Origin of the sequence: Streptomyces sp. NPDC046465, from assembly GCF_040646035.1 — a bacterium.
GTDB lineage: Bacteria > Actinomycetota > Actinomycetes > Streptomycetales > Streptomycetaceae > Streptomyces.
Map to the genome: position 1 here is coordinate 65,977 of NZ_JBEYZK010000007.1, position 22,324 is coordinate 88,300.

The 22,324-nt window shown below is 72.9% G+C and carries 20 protein-coding genes; 10 read left to right on the top strand and 10 right to left on the bottom strand.

Features of this window, described 5'->3' with window-relative positions:
* Nucleotides 1-164 precede the first annotated feature (164 nt).
* Nucleotides 165-539: an STAS domain-containing protein gene (locus tag ABZ953_RS12655; protein ID WP_361721175.1), complete on the bottom strand. Its 375-nt coding sequence runs from the start codon at nucleotides 537-539 to the stop codon at nucleotides 165-167.
* Between the two features lie 296 nt (nucleotides 540-835).
* Between ABZ953_RS12655 and ABZ953_RS12660 the strand changes: the two genes are divergently transcribed.
* Both ABZ953_RS12660 and ABZ953_RS12665 read left to right on the top strand, forming a co-directional pair.
* The gene (locus tag ABZ953_RS12660) at nucleotides 836-1,420 is read left to right on the top strand and encodes a sigma-70 family RNA polymerase sigma factor (RefSeq protein WP_361721178.1); all 585 of its coding nucleotides are present in this window, start codon (nucleotides 836-838) and stop codon (nucleotides 1,418-1,420) included.
* The gene (locus ABZ953_RS12665; protein WP_361721181.1) at nucleotides 1,417-2,703 is read left to right on the top strand and encodes a zf-HC2 domain-containing protein; all 1,287 of its coding nucleotides are present in this window, start codon (nucleotides 1,417-1,419) and stop codon (nucleotides 2,701-2,703) included. The genes ABZ953_RS12660 and ABZ953_RS12665 overlap by 4 nt, the downstream gene beginning before the upstream one ends.
* A 22-nt stretch (nucleotides 2,704-2,725) precedes the next feature.
* On the opposite strand, the gene purU is transcribed toward ABZ953_RS12665, so the two are convergent.
* Both purU and ABZ953_RS12675 read right to left on the bottom strand, forming a co-directional pair.
* Nucleotides 2,726-3,607 carry a formyltetrahydrofolate deformylase gene (gene purU, locus ABZ953_RS12670; RefSeq protein ID WP_361721184.1) on the bottom strand — a complete coding sequence of 294 codons (882 nt, stop codon included), beginning with the start codon at nucleotides 3,605-3,607 and terminating at the stop codon, nucleotides 2,726-2,728.
* Between the two features lie 94 nt (nucleotides 3,608-3,701).
* Nucleotides 3,702-4,202: a hypothetical protein gene (locus ABZ953_RS12675; protein WP_361721187.1), complete on the bottom strand. Its 501-nt coding sequence runs from the start codon at nucleotides 4,200-4,202 to the stop codon at nucleotides 3,702-3,704.
* A 118-nt stretch (nucleotides 4,203-4,320) separates the two neighbouring features.
* Between ABZ953_RS12675 and ABZ953_RS12680 the strand changes: the two genes are divergently transcribed.
* On the top strand, nucleotides 4,321-5,592 hold the full coding sequence (locus ABZ953_RS12680; RefSeq protein WP_361721190.1) for an ABC transporter substrate-binding protein: 1,272 nt from the start codon (nucleotides 4,321-4,323) through the stop codon (nucleotides 5,590-5,592).
* Nucleotides 5,593-5,622: 30 nt separating this feature from the next.
* On the opposite strand, the gene ABZ953_RS12685 is transcribed toward ABZ953_RS12680, so the two are convergent.
* Both ABZ953_RS12685 and ABZ953_RS12690 read right to left on the bottom strand, forming a co-directional pair.
* On the bottom strand, nucleotides 5,623-7,689 hold the full coding sequence (locus ABZ953_RS12685; protein WP_361721193.1) for a hypothetical protein: 2,067 nt from the start codon (nucleotides 7,687-7,689) through the stop codon (nucleotides 5,623-5,625).
* A 159-nt stretch (nucleotides 7,690-7,848) separates the two neighbouring features.
* Nucleotides 7,849-9,237 carry a transcriptional regulator gene (locus ABZ953_RS12690; RefSeq protein WP_361721196.1) on the bottom strand — a complete coding sequence of 463 codons (1,389 nt, stop codon included), beginning with the start codon at nucleotides 9,235-9,237 and terminating at the stop codon, nucleotides 7,849-7,851.
* Between the two features lie 367 nt (nucleotides 9,238-9,604).
* Between ABZ953_RS12690 and ABZ953_RS12695 the strand changes: the two genes are divergently transcribed.
* The 4 genes from ABZ953_RS12695 to ABZ953_RS12710 all read left to right on the top strand — a co-directional run bounded on the left by ABZ953_RS12695 (nucleotide 9,605) and on the right by ABZ953_RS12710 (nucleotide 14,685).
* Nucleotides 9,605-10,264, top strand: coding sequence for a bifunctional DNA primase/polymerase (locus ABZ953_RS12695; protein ID WP_361721199.1), 660 nt, complete (start codon nucleotides 9,605-9,607; stop codon nucleotides 10,262-10,264).
* Nucleotides 10,265-10,311: 47 nt separating this feature from the next.
* Nucleotides 10,312-11,130, top strand: coding sequence for an ABC transporter ATP-binding protein (locus tag ABZ953_RS12700; protein ID WP_361721202.1), 819 nt, complete (start codon nucleotides 10,312-10,314; stop codon nucleotides 11,128-11,130).
* A 14-nt stretch (nucleotides 11,131-11,144) separates the two neighbouring features.
* Nucleotides 11,145-12,773 (top strand): transporter, encoded by a 1,629-nt coding sequence (locus ABZ953_RS12705; RefSeq protein WP_361721882.1) that lies wholly within the window; start codon nucleotides 11,145-11,147, stop codon nucleotides 12,771-12,773.
* A 532-nt stretch (nucleotides 12,774-13,305) separates the two neighbouring features.
* Nucleotides 13,306-14,685 (top strand): PAS domain-containing protein, encoded by a 1,380-nt coding sequence (locus ABZ953_RS12710; protein ID WP_361721205.1) that lies wholly within the window; start codon nucleotides 13,306-13,308, stop codon nucleotides 14,683-14,685.
* 27 nt (nucleotides 14,686-14,712) lie between these two features.
* On the opposite strand, the gene ABZ953_RS12715 is transcribed toward ABZ953_RS12710, so the two are convergent.
* The 4 genes from ABZ953_RS12715 to ABZ953_RS12730 are packed head-to-tail and all read right to left on the bottom strand — an operon-like array spanning nucleotide 14,713 to nucleotide 18,222.
* Nucleotides 14,713-15,930 carry an ABC transporter permease gene (locus ABZ953_RS12715; protein WP_361721208.1) on the bottom strand — a complete coding sequence of 406 codons (1,218 nt, stop codon included), beginning with the start codon at nucleotides 15,928-15,930 and terminating at the stop codon, nucleotides 14,713-14,715.
* Entirely contained in the window at nucleotides 15,927-16,634 is a 708-nt protein-coding gene (locus ABZ953_RS12720) for an ABC transporter ATP-binding protein (RefSeq protein ID WP_361721211.1), read from the bottom strand. Before ABZ953_RS12720 ends, ABZ953_RS12715 begins: the two co-directional genes overlap by 4 nt.
* Entirely contained in the window at nucleotides 16,631-17,701 is a 1,071-nt protein-coding gene (locus ABZ953_RS12725) for a peptidoglycan-binding protein (RefSeq protein ID WP_361721214.1), read from the bottom strand. Before ABZ953_RS12725 ends, ABZ953_RS12720 begins: the two co-directional genes overlap by 4 nt.
* The gene (locus ABZ953_RS12730; protein WP_361721217.1) at nucleotides 17,698-18,222 is read right to left on the bottom strand and encodes a hypothetical protein; all 525 of its coding nucleotides are present in this window, start codon (nucleotides 18,220-18,222) and stop codon (nucleotides 17,698-17,700) included. Before ABZ953_RS12730 ends, ABZ953_RS12725 begins: the two co-directional genes overlap by 4 nt.
* 124 nt (nucleotides 18,223-18,346) lie before the next feature.
* Here ABZ953_RS12730 and ABZ953_RS12735 point away from each other — a divergent pair, with 124 nt between their 5' ends.
* Nucleotides 18,347-19,015, top strand: coding sequence for a response regulator transcription factor (locus tag ABZ953_RS12735; protein WP_361721220.1), 669 nt, complete (start codon nucleotides 18,347-18,349; stop codon nucleotides 19,013-19,015).
* Nucleotides 19,016-19,050: 35 nt separating this feature from the next.
* Nucleotides 19,051-20,277: an ATP-binding protein gene (locus ABZ953_RS12740; protein WP_361721885.1), complete on the top strand. Its 1,227-nt coding sequence runs from the start codon at nucleotides 19,051-19,053 to the stop codon at nucleotides 20,275-20,277.
* Between the two features lie 4 nt (nucleotides 20,278-20,281).
* Here the strand turns inward: ABZ953_RS12740 and ABZ953_RS12745 are convergent, their stop codons facing one another.
* Nucleotides 20,282-21,046: an SIS domain-containing protein gene (locus ABZ953_RS12745; protein ID WP_361721223.1), complete on the bottom strand. Its 765-nt coding sequence runs from the start codon at nucleotides 21,044-21,046 to the stop codon at nucleotides 20,282-20,284.
* Nucleotides 21,047-21,196: 150 nt separating this feature from the next.
* Here ABZ953_RS12745 and ABZ953_RS12750 point away from each other — a divergent pair, with 150 nt between their 5' ends.
* On the top strand, nucleotides 21,197-21,889 hold the full coding sequence (locus tag ABZ953_RS12750; protein ID WP_361721226.1) for a metal-dependent transcriptional regulator: 693 nt from the start codon (nucleotides 21,197-21,199) through the stop codon (nucleotides 21,887-21,889).
* Nucleotides 21,890-22,324: the final 435 nt, after the last annotated feature.

Here is a 22,324-nt window from a genome sequence, read left to right on the forward strand (position 1 = left end):
GGTTCAGCAGGACCGAGGGCCGTCACGAGGAGAGCGAGGAGTCGCGCTTCCGGTCCTACGAGATGCGGTCCGAGGCCCAGGAGGCGCTGTTCCGTGTGGAGTTGCTCACCCACGACGACGACCGCGAGGGGATGCGCACGTCGCATGAGCCGGGACAGGCGGCCCTAGGCCGACAGCGGGGTCGCCCCGTCCTCAAGGGCCGCCGGTACGTCGGGGAAGACCTCGAAGAGGCGGCGCACGCCGAGGGCCGCGAGGACGCGGTTGACGTGCGAGCCGTCCTCGGCGCCCTTCGCGGGCAGTATCAGCCGCAGGTGGCCCTGGAAGGAACGGATCAGCCGGCGCGTGGCGATCAGCACGCCGACGCCGCTGGAGTCGCAGAACAGCACTTCGGAGAGGTCGAGCACGATACGACGGCGGCCGTCGGCCACGGCCTCGTGCACGCGCTGGCGCACCACGGGCGAGGTCAGCAGGTCCATCTCACCGGAGACGCACAGCACGGACCAGCCGTCCTGCTCGCCCACCGTCACCTGGAGCGTCACGCGTCACGCCTCTCGCTCGCCCTGCCCTGCCTGTCAGTCGTTCCGGAGCTAACCGGAAGCAGTTCCTACGTTTCGTTCTGCTTCGGCTGCCCCACCACTCCCCTCATGAAACACCAGCAAACCCTCGTCAATATCATCCGGCCTCCGGCAAGGGGCCCGCTTTGCCGCAAACGAGAGCGTTCCTCCAGCGCGGCCGACTACATTCGAAGGGGAGCCGAGGACGCGAAACGACGAACGGGAAGTACCGTCGGAGTAGTCGGAGTAGGCAGTACGAGGCAAGCGCACGAGGGGGCCGCATGCCCAAGGACGCGCCGCGGCGCTGGGACCGCCGGATGCAGCAGCGGCTCGCGCACGGAGAGGCCGCCGCACTCGGCGAGCTCTACGACCGCTTCGCCTCGCTCGTGCACAGCCTCGCCCACCGCGTCCTCGACGACGAGCTCGCCGCCGACCGCATCACTCGCGAAGTCTTCACCCACGTCTGGGAGAACCCCGACGCGTACGACCCCCGGCAGGGCCCGCTGCGCTCCTGGATCGCCACGCTCACCCACCGGCACGCCGTCCGCAGGCTCCGCCAGACCGAGTCCGCCGCGCTCGCCCGCGGCGGCGAGGGCACGCAGGAGGAGCTGGAGCGCAAGGTGCTCCGCGCCTCCGCGGCGGCCCGCGCGGACTACATCGTCACCGCCATGCCCACCCCGCTGCGGGCCGCCCTCGAACTCGCGTACTTCCAGCGGCGCGACTACCGCCAGACGGCCACCGACCTCGGCGTCACCGAGGACGAGGCCCGCCGCAGGCTCCGCCTCGGCCTGCAGCTCCTGTCCACGGCCAACGACACCGGCGACCCGTCGGCGGGCGCCGCCCGCAGCACCGGGACAGCGCTGTGACCGGCGCCGACCGCCCGGACGACGGCACCGAGGGCGAGCCGCACGAGACCGAGGCCACCCCGCGCATACCGATGCCGCGTTCCTCCATAGAGGACACCGGCCGCCCCGTGCCCGACCCGCCCCCGGCCCCGCTCCTCCTGGAACACCGCGTCCTGAAGTCCCTCCTCGGCGCCTGGGCCCTCTCCGCCTGCTCCGCCGAGGAAGCCACCGCCGTCGAGGAACACCTGGGCGACTGCGGGCCCTGCGCCGACGAGGCCCTGCGGCTGCGCGACGCCGTCGGCCTGCTCCACTCCGAAGAGAGCCTCGACCTCGATCCGGGCCTGCGCACCCGCGTCCTGGAGAGCTGCCTGGGCCGCCGCCCGCCGCGTATCCCGGTGCCCGAGTGGGCCGTTCCCTACGACGCGGAGACCGCCCGCCTGGACGCCCTGCTGCAGGACATCGGCGACGCGGAGTGGCACGCCCCTGTGCGCCTTCGCTGGTTCGACGAGGACGGCCCTGTCAGCAGGAAGACCACCGTGGCCGGGGTCATCGCGCATCTGCTCGCGGTCGACGGCATGGTCGGGCTCGCCCTCGGCCTCGACGACCCGCTCGGCACCGACGTCAGGGTGGAGCAGGACCCGGACCACCGCACCGAGGCGTACTGGCGCGCCTCGTACTTCCCGCCCACCCGCGCGGTGCGCACCCCCTGGCGCGATCAGACGCACGAGCTGATCCGCACGGTCTCGTTCGCCGGTGACGGCTCGGGGCGGCTCCCGGTGCCGTACGGCACGGTGGCCGTGCCGGGCGTCGGCACGGGCCCCGAGGCGCGCCGGACGGTCGAGCTCCCGCTGCGGGACGCGATGGTGGACCGCGCCTTCGAGTGCTGGATCCACGCGGGCGACATCGCCCACGCCGTGGACTACCCGTACGCGCCGCCCTCGCCCCGGCACCTCCACCACATGATCGACCTCGCCGCGCGGATGCTCCCCGGCACACTCGCCGGACGCCGCCGCTCCGGCCTCGCATCGCCCGTCCGCCGACTGGTCGCGGCGGGGGCGCCGGGCCGCAGCCTGCGCCTGGAGATCGAGGGGCTCGGCGGCGGCGAGTGGCTCATCCCGCTCGACTCCCCCGCGGCGGTCGCCTCTCCCGAGCACGAGGTGGCCCATGTGGCGCTCGACGGCGTCGAGTTCTGCCGCCTGGCCGCGGGCCACGTCTCGCCCCAGGAGGCGGCCGCGGGTCAGGACGGCGACCGCGAGGCCATCCGCGACGTGCTGTCCGCGGCGGCCTCGCTGAGCCGGATGTAGGAGCCGGATGCAGGTGGCGGGGTCAGGCGAAGACGACCGTACGGCGGCCGTTGAGGAGGATGCGGCGCTCCGCGTGCCACTTCACGGCCCGCGCGAGCGCCTGGCACTCCACGTCACGGCCGATCGCGACCAGCTGGTCGGGGGTGACGCCGTGGCCTACCCGCTCGACCTCCTGCTCGATGATCGGCCCCTCGTCGAGGTCGGCGGTCACGTAGTGCGCGGTGGCGCCGATCAGCTTCACACCGCGCGCGTGCGCCTGGTGGTACGGCTTCGCGCCCTTGAAGCTCGGCAGGAACGAGTGGTGGATGTTGATGATCCGCCCGCTCAGCTCCTTGCACAGGTCGTCCGAGAGGACCTGCATGTAGCGGGCGAGGACGACCAGCTCCACGTCGAGGGAGCGCACGACCTCAAGGAGGTGCGCCTCGGCCTCCGGCTTGTTCTCCTTCGTCACCGGGATGTGGTGGAAGGGGATGTCGTACGAGGCGACGAGCTCGGCGAAGTCCGTGTGGTTGGAGACGACCGCGGCGATCTCCACGGGCAGCGCGCCGATCCGGGAGCGGAACAGCAGGTCGTTCAGGCAGTGCCCGAACTTCGACACGAGCAGCACGACCCGCATCCGGTCCTCGGCGCGGTGGATCTGCCAGTCCATGCGGAAGGAGTCGCCGATGGCGGCGAAGCTCGCCCGCAGCTTGTCGACGGTCACCGGCGCCTCGGCGGAGAAGTGCACGCGCATGAAGAACAGTCCGGTGTCGTGGTCGCCGAACTGCTGACTGTCCTCGATGTTGCAGCCGGTCATGAAGAGGTAGCTCGACACGGCGTGCACGATGCCCTGCTTGTCGGGGCAGGAGAGGGTGAGGACGTACTGCTCAACGGGGGCGGCGGGGGCGGCGGACTGCTCGTTCATGCGGCCAAGGTTCCCACAGCGGACACCGCCCAGGGCAATCGTCCCGCCCGTCGGACCGGCGCGCGGGCGGGGGTCCGTGGACAGGCTCCGGCTCTCAGGCGGAGCGCGTCAGGATCCGCAGCACTTCGAGGGTTCTCGGCGGCTCGTCCGGGTCCTCCCCGTCGCCCGCCGCGAGGCGTACGTGCGCGTCGCGCGCCGCGTGGACGGCCTCGGGCCACCCGGGGTGCCGCAGATAGACGGAGACCAGCGCGTCGGGGCCGACCTCGTGCATGATCCGCAGGACCCGCAGCACGGCCGTGTCGACGAGGGCCGCCTCCTGCGGGTCGCGGAAGATCGTGCCCACGTACTTCTCGGCGGACCAGTTGTCGAGCCAGGTGTCCTCGACGAGGCGATACACGGCATCGGTCACGTCCCCGTACTCATCACGCCCCGCGAGCCAGCACTCCCGCTGGAATTCGGGGTCGGAGAGCATGTGCAGCGCCGAGCGCACGTTGCTGCGCCAGCGCCACCACGGCATGTCGTTGGTCGGCATACCGCCCATGGTGCTGGAGCGACGGCCGCGACGGGAAGACTTCTCCGAACCTTGCACGGTCATGGATCGTACGTTCCCACCCCGCGCACGCGAACCGGACCCCGCCCGTTCACCGTCATGTCACTGTCCGTTGAAGACGAGTCACTCCACGGTTGGCCGCGCGACGGAATCGTGCAGGGACATGACCGGCTGGCGACGCACTCCCCTCCCCCGCCCCACCCGAACCGCTCTGCTCTCCGCGGCCGCCGCGGCGGCGTGTACGTCCCTGATATCCGGTTGCGGGGTCATCCCTGGCACCACGGGGGGTTCCAGGGATGACCCGATCACCGTCATGACCTGGGCGCCCGAGAAGACCAAGGCCACCAACAAGCCGGGCGTCCCCGCCATGGCGCAGGCCTACGCGCGCTGGGTCAACGCGCACGGCGGCCTGAACGGCCACGAGCTGAAGGTCCTCACCTGCAACGACCACAACGACACGGTGGGCGCCGCCGACTGCGCGCGCGAGGCGGTCGACAACGACGTGGCGGCGGTCGTCGGCGCGTACAGCCAGCACGGCAGCTCCTTCCTCGCCCCGCTGGAGGGCGCGGGGATCCCCTACATCGGGGGCTACGGCATCACCGACGACGAGTTCAGCAGCCCGCTCTCCTACCCGGTCAACGGCGGCGAACCGGCCCTGCTCGCAGGCAACGGCCGACAGCTCGCCGCCCGCTGCGCCCGCGTCTCCCTCGTACGCCCCGACACCCTCGCCGGTGACGAGCTGCCCAAACTCCTCAACCAGGGCCTCGCCGACGGCCACCACAGGCCCGTCGCCGACATCCGGGCCCCCGAGGACGGCACCGACCTCACCCCGCAGGCCGAGCAGGCCCTGAAGTCCGCGGGCTCCGACGACGGCTGTGTGACGGCCGCGCTCGGGGCGCGCACGGACACCTTCTACGACTCGTTCCGCCGCACCAAGGACGACTATCCGCCGGTCCGGATCTCCTCGGTGCTCGGCAGCGTCGACCAGTCCCTCATCGACCGCACCGGCGGCGCGAGCGGCCCCTACGAAGGGGCGTACGTCACCGGCTGGTACCCCGCGACGGGCGACCCCCGGTGGTCGCAGATGCGGGAGGTCATCCGCGAGCAGGCGTTCGGCGACAACCGGGTCGACCCCGCGGACGCGGGCGTCCAGACGACGTGGATCGCGTACACCGTCCTGAAGCAGGTCGTCGAGTCGCTCGACGGCGAGGTCTCGTCGCGCACGCTGCGCCGCGCCCTCGACGGCGGCCTGCGGGTCGACACGGGTGGCCTCACCCCGCCGCTGAGCTGGCGCTTCGAGGACCTGCTCGCGGCCAGCGAGTTCCCGCGCCTGATCAACTCGGGCGTCACGTTCCAGGTGGTGCGGGACGGGCGGCTCGTCCCGGCGCGCCGGGGGTTCGTGAACGTGGAGAAGACGCTGGAGCAGACGGTCTGAGGACCCTTTCACAAGGGCCCTTCCCACCGATCAGAGCTGGGTCCTGTTGCGCTCGGTCAGGCCGTACTTGCGGGCGATCGCGTTCCAGTGGTTCGCGGCCTGCTCCTTCGCGGTCGTCGCCGCGCCGCTCTGTTTGTTGCCCGCCGCGGCCTGCGAGGTGTTGCGGGCGCGGCCCTTGTGGCAGCCCTTCTTGCCGCTCACCTGGCCCGCCCAGGCCGCGTAGTGGTTGTCGGCCGCGGCCGAGGCCTTCCAGGCCCTGTTGAGGGAGGCGGTCAGCTGGTCGTTGGCGGGGAGCTTGTCGACCTTGAGGGCGGCGAGCCGGGTGACGAGACCGTCCCGCTGCCTGGCCGCACCGCGCAGGTCCTTCGCCGACTGGCCGAGGTTCTGGCACTTCCCGACGTTGCGTACGGCGGCGATCACCGTGTCACGGCTGTTGTTGCTGTCGGCCAGGAGCTTGTCCAGGGCGACGGCCTGGTCCTTGACGGGGTCGGCGGTCGGCGAGGGCCGGTCGTCGGGCTCGGAGGACGCGGAGACCGTCTGGCCGTCGTCCTCCTTGTCGTCGTCACCGCCGCCCGAGCTGAGGAGGGCGCCCGCCCCGATGCCGAGCACGGCGATACCGACGCCGACGGCGGCGATCAGCGGCACCTTCGAGCCGGTGCCGCCGCCGCGCCGACCGCCGCCGCGACCGCTGCCGCCGGGCTCGGGCAGGGGCGCGGGCACGGGGCCCTCGGCCTGGACGCGGGGCATCTGCTGGGTGGAGGCGGGGCCTTCGGATTCCGGCTCGGTGCGGAAGAGGCTGTCGAACTCGGCGGGCGGCTGCCGGTCGCCGGGGGCGCCGGGGCGGATGCCGAAGGGCGCGGTGGCGGGCTCGGGCGGGGCGCCGTGGCCCGTTGAGCCGTGGCCTGCGGGGGCGTTTCCGCCCGGTATGGGGGCTATGAACTGAGTGGGGTCGCTGTCCGACGTCGCGCCGGGCATGGCTCCTGGCATGGCGCCGGGCATGGGCGTACCTGTGCGGCCAAGGAACTGGGTGGCGTCGGCGGCGGGGGCCTCGGGCGGCAGGGCGCCGGGGGCCACCGGGGGTATGTACTGCGTCGCCCCCTCGTCCGCGGCGGACGGGGCCGCGGGCACCGGGGCGATGTACTGCGTGGCCTCGCTGTCGGACGGTGCGCCCGGCGCGGCGACGGGCGGCAGCGGCATGCTCTGCGGGGCGGTCACGGCGGCGGGCAGCTCCTGCGCCTGCCTCGGCGCGGCGGGCGGCAGGGCCTGCCCGGTCTGTGGCGCGGCGTGCGCGCCCGGTCTCGAAGGCGGCGCGGCATGGGCGCCGTGCACCTGCTGCGGCGCAGCGTGGGAGCCGTGCGCCGCCTGCGCCCCGTGCGCGCCCTGGCCCGGCTGACCGCCGTAGGAGGGGTCGCCCTGGGCGGCGTGCGCGCGGTGCGAGCCGTGGCCGGGCTGGGCCTGCGGGCCCGGGTAGCTCTGCGGAGCCGGATAGCCCTGCTGGGCCGGGAAGCCCTGCTGGGCCGGATAGCCCTGCTGGGCCGGGAAGCCCTGCTGGGCCGGGTAGCCCTGCTGCCCCTGACCCGGCTGGCCTTGCTGACCCGGCTGACCCGGCTGACCGGTGGCGTACCCGGGCTGCTGCGCCGCGCCGTACGCCTGGCCTCCGTAGCCCTGGCCCCCGTAACTCTGGCCGCCGTAACCCTGCTGCCCGTAGCCCGGACCGCCTTGGCCGTCGTAACTCTGGTCCCCGTACCCCTGCTGCCCGTACCCCTGCTGCCCGTGACCCTGGCCGCCGTACGCCTGCTGGCCGTAGCCCTGCGCGGGGTCGGGTGCGGTGCCCTCCGCGGGGAGCGGCTGGGCGGGGGTCTGCTGGGGCGGTGCGCCCCACTCCTGGCCCTGGCCGGGCGGCGGCGGTCCGGCCGTCTCGGGCCCCCAGGGCTCGCCCCACGGGCTGCCGCCCGCCGGGGCGCTGTGCCGGCCCGCGGTGCCGGGGAACAGCGGCTCACTGCCGTCCGCGGGCAGCACGACGCCCTCGTGGGCGGGCCGGGCCGCAGGCTGCTGCGGATCGGAGGAAGCAGCGCCCTGACCGCTCTGCTGCGTCACCGGGACTCCTACATATGGGGGACCTACGGAACCGTCGGGTCACGCTACCGGGTCGCCACATCCCTCTGCCACGCAGCTCAGAACGCCGATCTCCGCCGGGCGGCGGCAGTAACAGAACCGCCTGCCCAGACGCTGTTCAGGGGCGGATCCGCGAATTCGTCACGCCGCCCGGACGTCGAGGCGCGCCCCGAACTCCCGTACCACCGGCTCCTCCCGGTAGGGCTCAAGGCGCTCCTGGAAGTCCTCCAGGTACTCCGCGCCGCGGTTCGACCGCAGCGTGCCGAGCAGTTCGACGGCTTTCAGGCCCGTATGGCAGGCCTGTTCCACCTCGCGCCGCTGCACCTGCGCCGTGGCCAGCAGGACGAGACCGATCGCCCGCCGCCGCGCCCGAGACTCGGGGTGGCCGTCCAGGGACTCCTGAGCGCTGCGCGCCGCCGCGTCGGCCTGCCCCAAGTCCCGGTGACAATGCGCCATTTCATCGGCCAGATACGCGTGGTCGAAGTGCCGGATCCACACGGGGTCGTCGCCGGAATCGGAGCCTCCGGACGCCTGGTCCATCGCCTCGACCGCCCGGCCCGCCACCACCTGCGTGGCCCGCGCGTCGCCGAGGAGCGCGTGCCCGCGCGCCTCCGCCGCGTAGAACATCGCCTGCGCGCGGGGCGTGACCCGCCCGCGCGTCCCCTCCTGGGCGGCCCGCGCCAACTGCGCGATCTCGCGCGGGTTCCCGAGCTGGGCGGCGAGATGGCTCATCGACGCGGCGAGTACGTACCCGCCGTACCCGCGGTCGCCCGCCGCCTGGGCGAGCCGGAGCGCCTGGATGTAATAGCGCTGGGCGAGGCCCGGCTGCCCCGTGTCGACAGCCATGTATCCCGCGAGCTCGGTCAGCCGCGCCACCGCGGCGAAGAGTTCGCGCCCGACCGCCTCCCGGTAGGAGCCCGCGAGGAGCCCGGAGACCACGGAGTTGAGGTAGTGCACGACGACCGGCCGCACATGGCCGCTGCCGAACTGGTGGTCCAGCTGCGTCAGCGCCTCCGTCATCGCCTTGACCGCCGCCACGTCCGACATGCCGACGCGCGGCCCCGCGGACCGCCCGACCTGCGAGTCCGGCGAGGAGATCAGCCAGTCGCGGCTCGGCTCGACGAGCGCGGACGCGGCCACGGACGAGCCGGAGAGGAAGTCACGCCGGCCCACGTCGCTGCGCCACAGCTCACAGACCTGCTCGATGGCGCCGAGAACGGTCGGCGAGAACTGCAGTCCCACGCCGGAGGCGAGGTTCTTGCCGTTCGCCATGCCGATCTCGTCGATGGTGACGGTGCGGCCCAGCTTGCGGCCGAGCGCCTCCGCGATGATGCCGGGCGCCCGCCCGCGCGGCTGCTGACCGCGCAGCCAGCGGGCCACGGACGTCTTGTCGTAGCGCAGGTCGACACCGTGCTCAGCGCCGCACATGTTGACCCGGCGGGCGAGTCCGGCGTTGGAGCAGCCGGCCTCCTGAATGAGCGCCTGCAGCCTTTCGTTGGGCTGTCGCGCGACGAGCGGCCTTGCGGCCATGGCGTACCCCCTGTGTGCACCGGGACCATCGGAACGGACGGCCGCCGTGGACCGCCGCACGATGATCAATGCCCTTGGGACAAGGCGAAGATGCGCCACAAAAGAAGCAAAAGAAGCCATTAAGAACTACAAATGCGAATCTGCACGAACCTCTGTGCGGACCTGGGCCTCCGTGCGGACCTCCCGGCCCGCGGGCTTCCTCCGAGGCCTCCTCTGATTGCCCTTGACGTGGCTACCCGCCCCCGGAAGCCAATCCCCATGCGCGCCCCCACCCGTGCACCCATGCGCCCCACTCGCAGGATCGATGCTCCTCCCCCGCCCTCGCGTGCGCCCGTAACCCGAGGTGGCACGGGGAGTTGAGAACTCCGTGGAAGAGACCATCGGAGTCACGTCAGCCGCGCAGATCCCGAAGCAGCGCGGCGAAGCCTTGCTTGACACGGCCGTGCGATATGCGGAGGAGCGGCACTGGGACGTGGTCCCCGGGACCTGGCTCGAGTCCGTCGAGGGCGTCGAGCGGTGCTCGTGCGGCGAGACCGGATGCGACGCGCCCGGCGCGCACCCCGCCCGCGAGGACTGGGCGACCCAGGCCACCGGCAGTGCGACCGTGGCCCGCCGGCTCTGGCAGAAGCAGGGCAACGCCTCGATCCTGCTCCCCACCGGGCGCACCTTCGACGCGATCGACGTGCCCGAGACCGCCGGGTTCCTCGCGCTCGCCCGCATGGAGCGGATGGAGCTCACGCTCGGCCCCGTGACCTGCACCCCCGACCGGCGCATGCAGTTCTTCGTGCTGCCGGGCGCCGCCGCCAAGGTCCCCGACCTCGTCCGCAAGCTGGGCTGGCCGCCCGCCGCCATCGACCTGATCTGCTTCGGCGAGGGCACCTACGTAGCCGCTCCCCCGACCCGCTTCGGCGCCATCGGCGCCGTCCAGTGGGCCTGCCGCCCCACCGCCGCCAACCGCTGGCTGCCGGACGCGGAAGAGATCATCTCGCCGCTTGCCTACGCGTCCGGCAGGGAAGCGCGCCGCTGAGCCGCCGCATGAGCGGCTGAGCCCGCGGCAGCCACCGCCGTCGTATCGTGCGGACACGACGAAAGCGGCGGAGAGCGGCGGAGGGCGGCACGGTGACCGAGGCGGCGGTACGGGTCCAGGGGCTCTGGAAGCGATTCGGCGGACAGGCGGCGGTGGCCGGGATCGATCTCACGCTCCCCGCGGGCAAGTTCATCGGTCTGGTCGGCCCCAACGGTGCGGGCAAGACCACCACGCTCTCCATGGTCACCGGCCTGCTCAGGCCCGACCAGGGCACCGTCGAGGTCGTCGGCCACGACGTGTGGCGCGACCCCGTCGAGGTCAAGGCCCGCATCGGCGTGCTCCCCGAGGGCCTGCGCCTCTTCGAGCGGCTCTCGGGCCGCGAACTCCTCGCGTACACCGGCAGGCTGCGCGGCCTGCCCGGCGCCGAGGTCGACAAGCGCGCCACCCAGCTCCTCGACGTACTCGACCTCGCGGGCGCCCAGCACAAACTCGTCGTCGACTACTCGACCGGCATGCGCAAGAAGACCGGCCTCGCCGCCGCCCTCCTCCACAACCCCGAAGTCCTCTTCCTCGACGAGCCGTTCGAGGGCGTGGACCCCGTCTCCGCCCAGACCATCCGCGGCGTCCTCGAGCGCTACACCGCGTCCGGCGCCACCGTCGTCTTCTCCTCCCACGTCATGGAGCTCGTCGAGTCGCTCTGCGACTGGGTCGCCGTCATGGCGGCGGGACGCATCCGCGCCCACGGCACCCTCGCGGAGGTACGGGGCGCGGCGCCCTCCCTGCAGCAGGCGTTCCTCGAACTCGTCGGGGCGGGCCGCCGCGACACCGGCTCCGACCTGGACTGGCTGGGCGGCGGCGCACGGTGACCGCGCCCCTGCCCCTGCCGGGCGCCCCGGCCCCCGCCGCCTCTCCGGCTCCCCCTCCGAGGGGCGTCACGCGGGTCTTCGTACGCCTGAAGCTGTCCCTCCTGCGCAACGGCCTGCGCCAGTCCGCGGGCCGCCGCGCCGCGTACATCGCCTCCGTCGCCCTCGCGCTCCTCTGCACGGCCCTCCAGCTCCTCGGCCTCGTCGCGCTGCGCGGCAACACCCACGCCGCCATCGTCTGCGTCCTGCTCACCGCGGTGCTCGCGCTCGGCTGGGCCGTCATGCCGCTCTTCTTCCCCAGCGGCGACGAGACCCTCGACGCGACGCGCCTGGTGATGCTGCCGCTGCGGCCCCGCCCACTCGTGCGGGCGCTGCTCGTCGCGTCCCTCGTGGGCATCGGTCCGCTGTTCACGCTCTGCCTCGCGGTGGGCGCGGCGGTCGCCCTGGCCCACGGCGCGGCGGCGGCCGTCACCGGGGTTCTCGCCGTCGTCCTCACCCTCCTGGTGTGCGTGGCCCTTGCCCGTGCGGTCGCCGCCGCCAACATCCGCCTCCTCACCAGCCGCAAGGGGCGCGACCTCGCGGTCCTGAGCGGCCTGGTCATCGCGGTCGGCGCGCAGGTCGTCAACTTCGGCGCGCAGAAGCTCGGTTCGTCGGGGCTCGACACGCTCGACCCGGCGGCGGACGTCGTCCGCTGGCTCCCGCCCGCCGCGGCGCTCGGGGCGGTGGACTCGGTGAGCGACGGCGCGTACGCCAGGGCAGCGGCCCAACTCGTGCTCTGCGCCGCGGCTCTCGCGGCCCTTCTCGCGCTCTGGCAGCGCAGCCTGACCCGCCTGATGACGACGCCGGACGGCTCGACGCTCGCGGCCGCCGCGCCGGACAAGGGCACGTCGCGCACCTCGGGCGCCCTCGCCGGAGTCCTCCCCTCCGGCCGCACCGGCACGGTCATGGAGCGCAGCCTGCGCTACGTCTGGCGCGACCCGAAGACCAAGGCGGCCTGGGTGACGTCCCTGGCCATCGGCCTGATCGTGCCGGTCTTCAACGCCCTCCAGGGCACCGGAACCGTCTACTTCGCGTGCTTCGCGGCGGGGATGCTCGGGGTCCTGATGTACAACCAGTTCGGCCAGGACACATCGGCGTTCTGGATGGTGGCGATGACGATCTCGTCGCCGCGCGACGCGTACGTGGAGCTGCGCGGCCGGGCCTTCGCGCTGCTGCTCATCACCCTCCCGTACGCCACCCTCGTCACCGGTGTGACGACGGCGATGCTCGGCGACTGGCCGGCCCTGCCGGAGGTCCTCGGCCTCTCCTTCGCGCTGCTCGGCGCGATGCTGGCCACCGGCGCGTGGTCCTCGACGCGCTTCCCGTACTCGATCCCGCAGGAGGGCTACAAGAACGTGGCGCCCGGCCAGGCGGGGCTCGCCTGGATCTCCATCCTCGGCGGCATGGTCGCCGCGGCCCTGCTGTGCGCCCCGGTCCTTGCCGTCACGATCTGGCTGCACGCCTCGGGCGCGGCCTCCTGGACCTGGCTGCTGCTCCCGCTGGGCACGGCGTACGGCGCGGCGGTCACGGAGCTGGGCATCCGGCTCGCGGCCCCGCGCCTCGCGCGGCGCCTGCCGGAGATCCTCACGGCGGTGAGCAAGGGCTGAGCGCCCCGATCTCCCCCGCTCCCGCCCCGATCTCCCTCGCTCCCGCTCCGGGAACGCAGGCGACCCGCGAGCCGTGGTCCCTGCCGCGCCGGGCGAACCGGGCGGAGGAAGCCGGCCGGACGTACCGGCGGCTCGCGGGTCGGGTGACTGCTTGGGTTTGGGCCGGCTGCACGCTCGTCTCACGCGCTGGTCCGGCACCGCACTGGGTGTGGTGGCAGGCCGCTAGCCCGCAGCCACCTCTCGCGTCCGCAATGAAATCACTGCTGGATCCCCTCCTTTCTTCGAGTGCTCAACACCCTAGGAAGAGGCGCGGATCCGCTCAACCGGTTTTTTCGGAGCGCGGTCCCGGGCAACGATTTCCCTGTCACTTTCCGGGAACCACCTGTGGGGTGCGTCACGTTCCAGTTGAATGATCTGACGTGCGGTAGATGTGCGATAGACGTGCCATAGACGTGCGGTACAGGAAGACAGCGCAGCTCATGCAGTACAGGCGGCTCATGAGGACGAGGACACGGCCTGCAGGGGGTTCCAGGTGAGTGCTTCGCGGCAGAGCGGAACTACCGACGAGCTGGGGCCCGAAGAGCCCGAGCCGGGCAGCGCCGAGTTGCTCGCGGCGCTGCTCGACGGGATGGACGCGGCGTTGTGCGCGTTCGACGCCGACGGTGTCGTGACGCACTGGAACCGCGAGGCCGAGCGGATTCTCGGCTGGTCGGCGGCGGAGGCCGTCGGGCGGCAGGGGTTCACCGGCTGGGCGGTACGGGCCGCGGACGCCTCGGAGGTCGGGGAGCGACTCCTCGCGGCGATGGACGCGCCCGGTCGGCAGGTGCACGAGTTCGCCCTGGTGACCAAGGACGGCGGCCGAGTACTCGTGCGGATGCAGTCGGCGTCCGTGCGGGGCGGCGACGGCAGGACCGCGGGGATGTACTGCGCCTTCAGCGAGGTGCACGCCCAGATCGACCTCGAACGGTCCATCGCCCTGAGCGAGGCGCTCTTCGAGAACGCCACCTGGGGCGTCGTCCTCGTCGACGCGGACCTCCGGCCCGCCGTCGTGAACGAATACGCCGCACGCGCCTTCGGGGTCGGGCGCACCGCCGTCCTCGGGCGTCCCCTCGCCGACCTGCTCGGGCAGGGCGTCGAGGAGCTGGAGAGCGCGCTGACCCACGTACTGGCCGAGGGGGCGCCGCCCGCCCCCGCCGAGCTGTGGGTGTCGGTACGGGCCGGGGCGGGGCGGGACGACGGGGTGGAGCGGCGCTGCTGGCGCAGCGGTTTCCTGCGCCTCGCGTCGCCGCTCGCCGAGGAGCCCGTACCGCTGGGTGTCGGCTGGCTCTTCTTCGACGTGACGGAGGCCAGGCAGACCGAGCGGGTGGCCGCGCAGCTGCGGTTCCGCTCGCAGCAGTTGCACCGGGCGGCGCGGGCCACCGCCGAGTGCGAGGACCCGACGGAGGCGGCCACGGTCCAGCTGGACTTCGCCCTCGCCGGGTTCGCCGACCACGCCCTGGTCGACCTGCTGGCCGGTGAGAAGCCGGTCCGCCTCGTCCGGGCCGCCGCGACGCCCGCGGGCCCGCCGGGGCCCTGCCTGCCCGTCGCCATGGCGGGCATCCCGGTGCGCTACCCCGAGGGGCACCCAGCGCCGCAGTCCGTGGAGCGCACCGGGTCGGTGCGGGCCAGCGCGGGCACGGCGGCCACGCCGGAGCGGGTACGGGAGTGGGCGGCGGCCCGGCAGTGGCCCGAGGACTCCGTCCACGCCCTCTGTGTCGTGCTGCGCAGCCGGGCCCGGACGCTGGGTGTGGTGACGTTTCTGCGCGGGGCCGGGCGGGGGCAGTTCGACGGGGGCGACGCGGCGTACGCGGAGAGCGTGGCGGCGCGGGTCGCCGCGTCGCTGGACTTGGCGGAGTCCCTCGGGTCGCCTTGATCTCCCGAGCCACATCGCGGGAGTGCGTCAGGCCGCGTGCAGCGCCAGCGTCGGTGAAAGGCGGGCCGCTCGTACCGCCGGGTACAGGCCCGCCACCGTGCCGATCGCCAGGGTCGCGCCGAAGCCTCCCGCCATGGCCCAGGGCGGGACGACCCACGGGAGGTCGCCGGAGACCGCGTACGCGGCCGTCGCCGCCGCGCCCAGTGCGACGCCCGCGATGCCGCCGAGGCCCGACAGCATCAGGGACTCCGTCACGAACTGGATGCGGATCTGGCCGCGGGTCGCGCCGAGTGAGCGGCGCAGGCCGATCTCGTAGCGGCGCTCAAGGACCGAGATGATCATGGTGTTGGCGACGCCGACCCCGCCCACGAGGAGCGCGATGCCGCCGAGGCCGAGCAGCAGCGTGGAGAACGCGCCCTCCGTCGCCGCCTTCGCCTGGAGCGCCGACGACGGGTCGGTGACCTGGACGTTGCGCGGGTTCTCCGGGTCGATGGACGGGGCGAGGAGCCTGCGTACGTCGTTCACGGAGGCGTCGGTGGAGCGTTCGTACACCGACGTCGGGTGCCCGTCGAAGCCGAGCAGCTTCTTCGACGCGTCCCAGCCCGTCAGCGCCGAGCGTTCGATGTCGGGGGCGAGCGGCAGCGGGTCGAGGATGCCGATGACGGTGAAGTACCGGTCGTCGATCCAGACCTGCTGCCCCGGCGAGGTGATGCCGAGGCGCTTCGCCGCCACGTGGCCGAGGACCACCGACGGGTAGCGGCTGTTCGCCGCGTTGAACCAGGCGCCGCGCGCCATCCCGCCGCGCAGCACCTTCAGGAGCCCCTCCGTGGCGGCCCGCACCGCGATGCCGCCGGTCTCGTCCTCGGGGATCTTCTCGCTGCGCCGTACGGAGCGTTCGAGGTCACCGGTGGCGCCGACGTCCTCGACCCCCTCGACCCGCCCGGCCCGCCCTGCCGCGTCCTCGGGCAGGGTCACCTTCTCGCCGGAGAACATCGCCTCACCCGGCGAGGCGACGAGCATGTTCGTCCCCAACGAGTCGAGTTCACTCATGAGTTGGGCCTTGCTGGAGGACGAGATGCCGACGACGGCGACCATCGTCGCGATGCCGATGGCGATGCCGAGCGCGGACAGGACGACCCGTACGGGGCGGCTGCGCAGCCCGGCGGAGCCGACGTGCAGGACGTCGCGGGGGCTCAGCCGCGCCGCCTTCAGGGCGCGCCCCTTCGCACGCTTGCGGGCCGTCACGCCGCGACCTCCGCGCCCCGCGTGTCCGCGACGACCTGGCCGTCCCGGATCCGCACCTGCCGGGGCAGCCGTTCGGCGATCTCCGTGTCGTGGGTGATGACGGCGATGGTCGCGCCCTCCGCGTTGAGGTCGTGCAGCAGGGCCATGACGGTCTCGCCGGATTCGGAGTCGAGCGCGCCGGTGGGTTCGTCGGCGAGCAGCAGATCGGGTTCGCCGACGACCGCGCGGGCGATGGCGACGCGCTGTTTCTGGCCGCCGGACAGCTCGTGGGGGCGGTGCTTCATGCGGTCGGCGAGGCCGACGCGCTCCAGGGCGTACGCGGCCCTGCGGCGCCGCTCGGCCCGCGAGAGGCCGGAGTAGAGCAGGCCCTCGGCGACGTTGTCGCGGGCGCTGATGCCGGGGACCAGGTGGAACGCCTGGAAGACGAAGCCGATGTGCCGGGCGCGCAGCGCGGAGAGGCTGCGGTCGGTGAGCGCGGCGACGTCGTGCCCGGCGATGGCGACGGAGCCCGCGGTGGGCCGGTCGAGGGTGCCGACGATGTGCAGGAGGGTGGACTTGCCGGAGCCGGACGGGCCGACGATGGCGAGCAGTTCACCGGCGGCGACGGCGAGGTCGACGCCGCGGAGGGCGGCGACGCCTCCCGGGTACTCCTTGGTCACGCCGCACAACTCAACGACAGAGGAGGGCAGTTCGGAGCCGTTCATACTCTCGGCACCCCGACCTTCGCGCCCTCCCGCAGCCCGTCGCCGCTGACCTCGACCCGGCCCTGCCCGAACATGCCGAGCCTGACCTTGACGTCGCGGGTGCGGCCGCCCTCGACGACCTGGACGCCGAAGCCGCCGCCGGGCAGCGCGAGGAGCGCGTTGACCGGTACGGAAAGGACGTTGTCGCGGGTCTCGCCGGTGAGGTTGACGGTGACCGGGGACTGGTCGAACCCGTCGACCTTGCCGGGGTCGTCGAAGGTGACGGTGACGGGGATCTTGGGGGTCTTGTCGTTGGGGTCGTCGCCGGGCTTGGCGGTCTTGCCGACGGCGGCGACCTTGCCGTCGACCGTGGTGCCGTCGGGGAGCGTGACGGTGACCTTCGTGCCCTTCTTCGCCGAGCCGCCCTCCGCCACGTCGAGCTCGATGCGTACGACCCGTTCGGAGCCGGTCGTCGAGAGCACCGGTTTGCCCGGCGCGAGCTGGTCGCCCGCGGTCGCCCCGGCGGACTTCACCCGGACCGCGGACGGCTGGAAGGAGATCTGTTCGGGTCCGACGCGCCCGGTCCGCTTGCGGTCGTGGGCCTTCTGCCAGAGCTTGACGGCGGCCGCCGTGCCGTCGGTGTACGTGTCGTCGACGGCGAGCCCGGCCCCGTACCCGAGCGCCACCAGGTTCTCTTCGAGCTGGCGCACGTCGTTGCCCTTGGCGCCGGGCTTCAGCGTGCGGTACATGGGCTCGGTGCCGTACATGAGGCGGACGGGGGCGCCGTTCACCTCGTAGAGCCTGCCGTCGCGCTCGATCGTGGAGCCGGTGCCGGCGCACCACGTCAGGGTGCCGGTGGTGCCTGCGTTGACCTTGCGCTCCTTGGCGTAGCCGAGGGTGCCGTCGACCTGGGTGCCGCTGCTGAGGTCGCCGCGCTCGACGTCGGCGGTGGCGGGCGGCAGGCCCGCGTCCCGGTGGCCCGACTCCTGCGTGCCGCCCGCGTCGGCGAGGGCGGTGACGGCTATCCCGCCGCCGGTGACGGCGAGCAGGGCGACGACGGTGGCGACGACCGCGGTGCGGCGCCTCATCCGTCGATGCCCTTGCACGCCTCGGCGGCCTTCTCCATCTTCTTGGCCTCGGCGCCCTTGGGCATGGGCTGGGCCTGCATCGCGCCGCCGTCGAACTTGGGGTCGGGCATGTTGAAGCCGTTCTTGCGCATGCACTGGGCGTACTTGAGCATCTTGTCCTTGTCGGCCTGCGAGGGGCCGCCGCCCTTGGAGCCGCCGCCCATGCCGCAGTCCTTCATGGCGGCCTGCATCTTCTCCTTGCTCATGTCGCCGCCGATGGTGATGCCGCGGGCGTCCTGGCCGGACTTCGGCTCGGCCACCTTGAGGCCGTGCTTGCGCAGGCACTCGCGCTCCTTGAACGCCTTGTCGGCGTCGGCGCCCTTGCCGCCGTCGGCGCTGTCCGACGAGCCCTTGTCCGAGCCGGAGCCGGAGCCGGAACCCGAGCCCGAGTCGTTCGAGCAGGCCCCGGCGAACAGGGCGAGTGCGGCGAAGGCTGACGCGACGGCCACCGAGCGGGTTCGGGTCGTACGGGCGGTCCTCATGTGGCTTCCCCTTACATACATGCGGCGTGACTGACGCGCACAGGCTCGCGGGAAGCCGGGTTTCGTTTCTCTCAACGGGGACGCTTACACCGGCGAAAGGTCACTCTCAGGTACACAGGGCGGCATGCGCGTACTGCTGGTGGAGGACGAGGAATTCCTGGCCGAGATGATCGCCGAGGGGCTGCGCCGCGACGCGCTCGCCGTCGACGTCGCGGCCGACGGCCTGACCGCGCTGCGCAAACTCCAGCTCGGCGAGTACGACGTGCTGATCCTCGACCGCGACCTGCCGGGCGTGCACGGCGACGAGGTGTGCCGCCGCGTCGTCGAGCAGCGCCTGCTGACCCGCGTCCTGATGCTGACGGCGTCGGGCACGGTGCGTGACCGCGTCGCGGGTCTGGGGCTCGGCGCGGACGACTACCTCACCAAGCCGTTCGCGTACGACGAGTTGCTCGCCCGCGTCCTGGCGCTCGGCCGCCGCGCGCGCCCCGCGCTGCCGCCGGTGATCGAGCGGGCGGGCCTGGTCCTCGACACCGCGCGCCGCCAGGCCAGCCGGGAGGGGCGCCACCTTTCGCTGTCCAGAAAGGAGTTCGCGGTCCTCGAAGCGCTGCTGCGGGCGGACGGCGCGGTCGTCAGCGGCGAGGACCTGATCGAGCAGGTCTGGGAGGAGGACACCAGCTACCGCACCAACGCGGTCCGCGTCACCCTCTCCAAGCTCCGCGCGAAGCTGGGCGAGCCGCCGGTGGTGGAGACGGTGCCGGGCGCCGGGTACCGGATCGCGGGGCGGTCGCTGTGACGCGGCGGCACCTCCGTGCGCCGGTGGGGATGCGGGTGGGCGGCGAGCGGTCCCGCCTGACCGCCCTGTACGGGGGGCTGCTCGTGCTGGCCGGGGCGCTGCTCACCGGGCTCGTGTACCTGCTGGTGCAGCAGGGCCTGTACTCGTCGATCAGTACGGCGGTGACCACGGCCGTGCCGCGGGGCCCTGTCCCGCCCTGGAACACCGTGCCGATGCCGGTGAGCTCCGCGGTGCCCGCCCAGCGCCTCGACGACGTGCCCGCGGACGCCCAGAAGGGTCTCGCCATCACGAAGATCAGCGACCTGGCGGGCGAGGCCGCGCTCAGCCGCCTCCTCACCGTCTCCGTGATCGTCTTCACCGCGTACGCCATCCTGTCGATCGCTCTCGCCTGGTGGATGGCGGGCCGGGTGCTGCGCCCGGTGGCCGTGATCACCGGGACCGCGCGCCGCCTCTCGGGGGCCAATCTGCACGAGCGGATCGCGCTGGACGCGCCGCCGGGCGAGCTGAAGCAGCTCGCCGACACCTTCGACGAGATGCTCGACCGGATAGAGCGGCTCGTCGGCGCGCAGCAGCGGTTCGCGGCCAACGCGGCGCACGAGCTGCGCACTCCGCTGGCGGTGCAGCGGGCGGCGGCGGAGATCGGGCTCGCCGGTGCGCCCGACGCGGAGCGGGTGGCGAGGATCCGTACGAAACTGATCTCCGTCGCCGACGACAGCGAGCACCTCATCGAGGGGCTGCTGCTGCTCGCCGCGTCGGAGCAGGGCCTGGAGCGGCGCGAGCCGGTCGCGGTGGACGTCCTCGCGCACGCCGTCGCGGACGGCCTCTCCGAAGAGGCGGCCCGGCGCGCGGTCACCGTGACGGTACGGGCGGATCCGCTGACCGTGGAGGGCGACGGCGTACTGCTCGACCGGCTCGTCCACAACCTCGTGGCGAACGCGGTGCGCTACAACACGCCCGAGGGCCGGGTGAGTGTCACCGTCAGCGGCGACGGCACGCTGGAGGTCGCCAATACGGGGCCAGAGGTTCCGCCGGACACCGTGCCGCGCCTCTTCGAGCCCTTCCGGCGCCTTCAGGAGCGCACCCACGCGCGCGGGGAGGGCGCCGGGCTCGGCCTCTCCATCGTGGCGGCGATCGCGCGGGCGCACGATGCGGATGTCCTCGCGGAGGCGAACGGGGCGGGCGGCGGGCTCACCGTACGGGTGCGGTTCGCGGGCCCGGCCGCCCCCGACAGCCCTCGTACGGCCGAGGCTCAGTGCCGGTAGAGGCTCAGTGCCGGTAGAAGATCCGGTCCCCATACTCCTGGAAGACGCGGCCGTTCCAGTCGTGGCCGCCGTCCACGTTCCCCGACCTCAGGAGGGGCGGCTGGATGCCGCGGGCGGCGAGCCGCTCGATGGCGGCGGCGGTCATGGCCTGCATCAGCGCGTTGGTGACCACGCTGGAGGCGGGCCCGAACGGCGCATCGACCCCGTCGAGACTCAGCTCGGCGTCCCCGACCCCGACCTTGGAGTCGACCACCACGTCGCAGTGGTCCTTCAGGAAGGTGCCGGAGACATGCCGCGACCTGGTCTCCGACGCGTACGCCACCGAGGTCACGCCGATGACCTTCAGGCCGAGGGCGCGGGCGTTCATCGCCATCTCCACGGGCAGCGAGTTCCGCCCGGAGAGCGAGACGATCACGAGTACGTCGCCGGGGCGGGCGGGCGAGGAGTCGAGGACGGCACCCGCGAGGCCGTCGACCCGCTCCAGGGCGGAGCCCAGCGTGGCGGGCATGACGTCGACGCCGACGACGCCGGGGACGGCGAGGAGGTTGATGAGGGCGAGGCCGCCCGCGCGGTAGACGACGTCCTGCGCGGCGAGCGAGGAGTGCCCGGCGCCGAAGGCGAAGAGGCGGCCACCGGACTCGACCGCGTCGGCGAGCAGGGTGCCCGCGTCGGCGACGTTCCCGGACTCCTCGTCGCGGACCCGCTGCAACAGGCCGATCGCGGCATCGAAATACTGACCTGCCAGCTTGCTCTCGCTCTTCGAGCTCATTCGCATCACGTTGCGGTCTGGACCAGCGCCCTGTCAACACCGTCACAGGCCGGTACAGGGCGGGAATTCCACCGGCGCGGCACGGTTGTCAGTGGTATGCGTCAGAATTGAGGGCAGGGCCAGCGCACGAGCGAATTCTGAGGGGCACCCATGTCGGGGCTGATTGACACCACTGAGATGTATTTGCGCACCATCCTCGAGCTCGAGGAGGAAGGTGTGGTCCCCATGCGCGCCCGGATCGCCGAGCGGCTCGACCAGAGCGGACCGACGGTGAGCCAGACCGTGGCGCGCATGGAGCGCGACGGCCTGGTGGCGGTCGCCAGCGACCGGCACCTGGAGCTCACCGAGGAGGGCCGCCGCCTGGCCACCCGCGTGATGCGCAAGCACCGCCTGGCGGAGTGCCTGCTCGTCGACGTGATCGGGCTCGAGTGGGAGCAGGTGCACGCCGAGGCCTGCCGTTGGGAACACGTGATGAGCGAGGCCGTGGAGCGGCGCGTCCTCGAGCTCCTGAGGCACCCGACCGAGTCGCCGTACGGCAACCCGATCCCGGGCCTGGAGGAGCTGGGCGAGAAGGACGGCGCGGACCCGTTCCTGGACGAGGGGATGGTCTCCCTGACAGAGCTCGACCCGGGCTCCGAGGGCAAGACGGTCGTGGTGCGCCGCATCGGCGAGCCGATCCAGACGGACGCCCAGCTGATGTACACACTGCGGCGGGCCGGCGTGCAGCCGGGCTCCGTGGTGAGCGTGACGGAGTCGGCGGGCGGCGTCCTGGTGGGGAGCAGCGGCGAGGCCGCGGAGCTCACCTCGGAGGTCGCGTCGCACGTCTTCGTCGCCAAGCGCTGAGGCGCGCCTCCGGCCGTCGGGGGGGCGCGCCGGAGGGCTGAGGTCAACTCCCGTTGTTGGAGGGGTAGTTGACAGGAGTCCGCGATCTCCACGAGATCTTGCGGAATCCAAGATTCAGTGTGCGGAATCGCAGCGCCCGAGCGTTTTGCGTGCGAGGCTGTCGCGAGAGGCATATGACCTGAGGTCTCTTGACCGTGTCGGCGCCAGGTCTGGCCGCACGGCCGGAGAGGGGGCTGGACGATGTGCCCGTCCGGTGAGCGTGAACACCCGCCCGGCCAAGGGCGGCGGGGAAAAAGTGAGGGCCCCGGCGCCCTTGAGCGCCGGGGCCTGTCCTCCCCTGTACTGACCCGGAGCCCCGAGCTCTCAGGGTCATTCCCCTCGGACCGGTTTCCCCGAGCGGTCCGCCTCCCGTTGAAGATCTCCCCTCGGCCGCGC

Coding starts and splice junctions, on each gene's coding strand:
- ABZ953_RS12720 (WP_361721211.1), bottom strand. CDS start 16,634: ATGAACGGCTCCGAACTGCCCTCCTCTGTCGTTGAGTTGTGCGGCGTG.
- ABZ953_RS12680 (WP_361721190.1), top strand. CDS start 4,321: ATGACCGGCTGGCGACGCACTCCCCTCCCCCGCCCCACCCGAACCGCT.
- ABZ953_RS12730 (WP_361721217.1), bottom strand. CDS start 18,222: ATGAGGACCGCCCGTACGACCCGAACCCGCTCGGTGGCCGTCGCGTCA.
- purU (WP_361721184.1), bottom strand. CDS start 3,607: ATGAACGAGCAGTCCGCCGCCCCCGCCGCCCCCGTTGAGCAGTACGTC.
- ABZ953_RS12735 (WP_361721220.1), top strand. CDS start 18,347: ATGCGCGTACTGCTGGTGGAGGACGAGGAATTCCTGGCCGAGATGATC.
- ABZ953_RS12690 (WP_361721196.1), bottom strand. CDS start 9,237: ATGGCCGCAAGGCCGCTCGTCGCGCGACAGCCCAACGAAAGGCTGCAG.
- ABZ953_RS12750 (WP_361721226.1), top strand. CDS start 21,197: ATGTCGGGGCTGATTGACACCACTGAGATGTATTTGCGCACCATCCTC.
- ABZ953_RS12725 (WP_361721214.1), bottom strand. CDS start 17,701: ATGAGGCGCCGCACCGCGGTCGTCGCCACCGTCGTCGCCCTGCTCGCC.
- ABZ953_RS12745 (WP_361721223.1), bottom strand. CDS start 21,046: ATGAGCTCGAAGAGCGAGAGCAAGCTGGCAGGTCAGTATTTCGATGCC.
- ABZ953_RS12675 (WP_361721187.1), bottom strand. CDS start 4,202: ATGACCGTGCAAGGTTCGGAGAAGTCTTCCCGTCGCGGCCGTCGCTCC.
- ABZ953_RS12660 (WP_361721178.1), top strand. CDS start 836: ATGCCCAAGGACGCGCCGCGGCGCTGGGACCGCCGGATGCAGCAGCGG.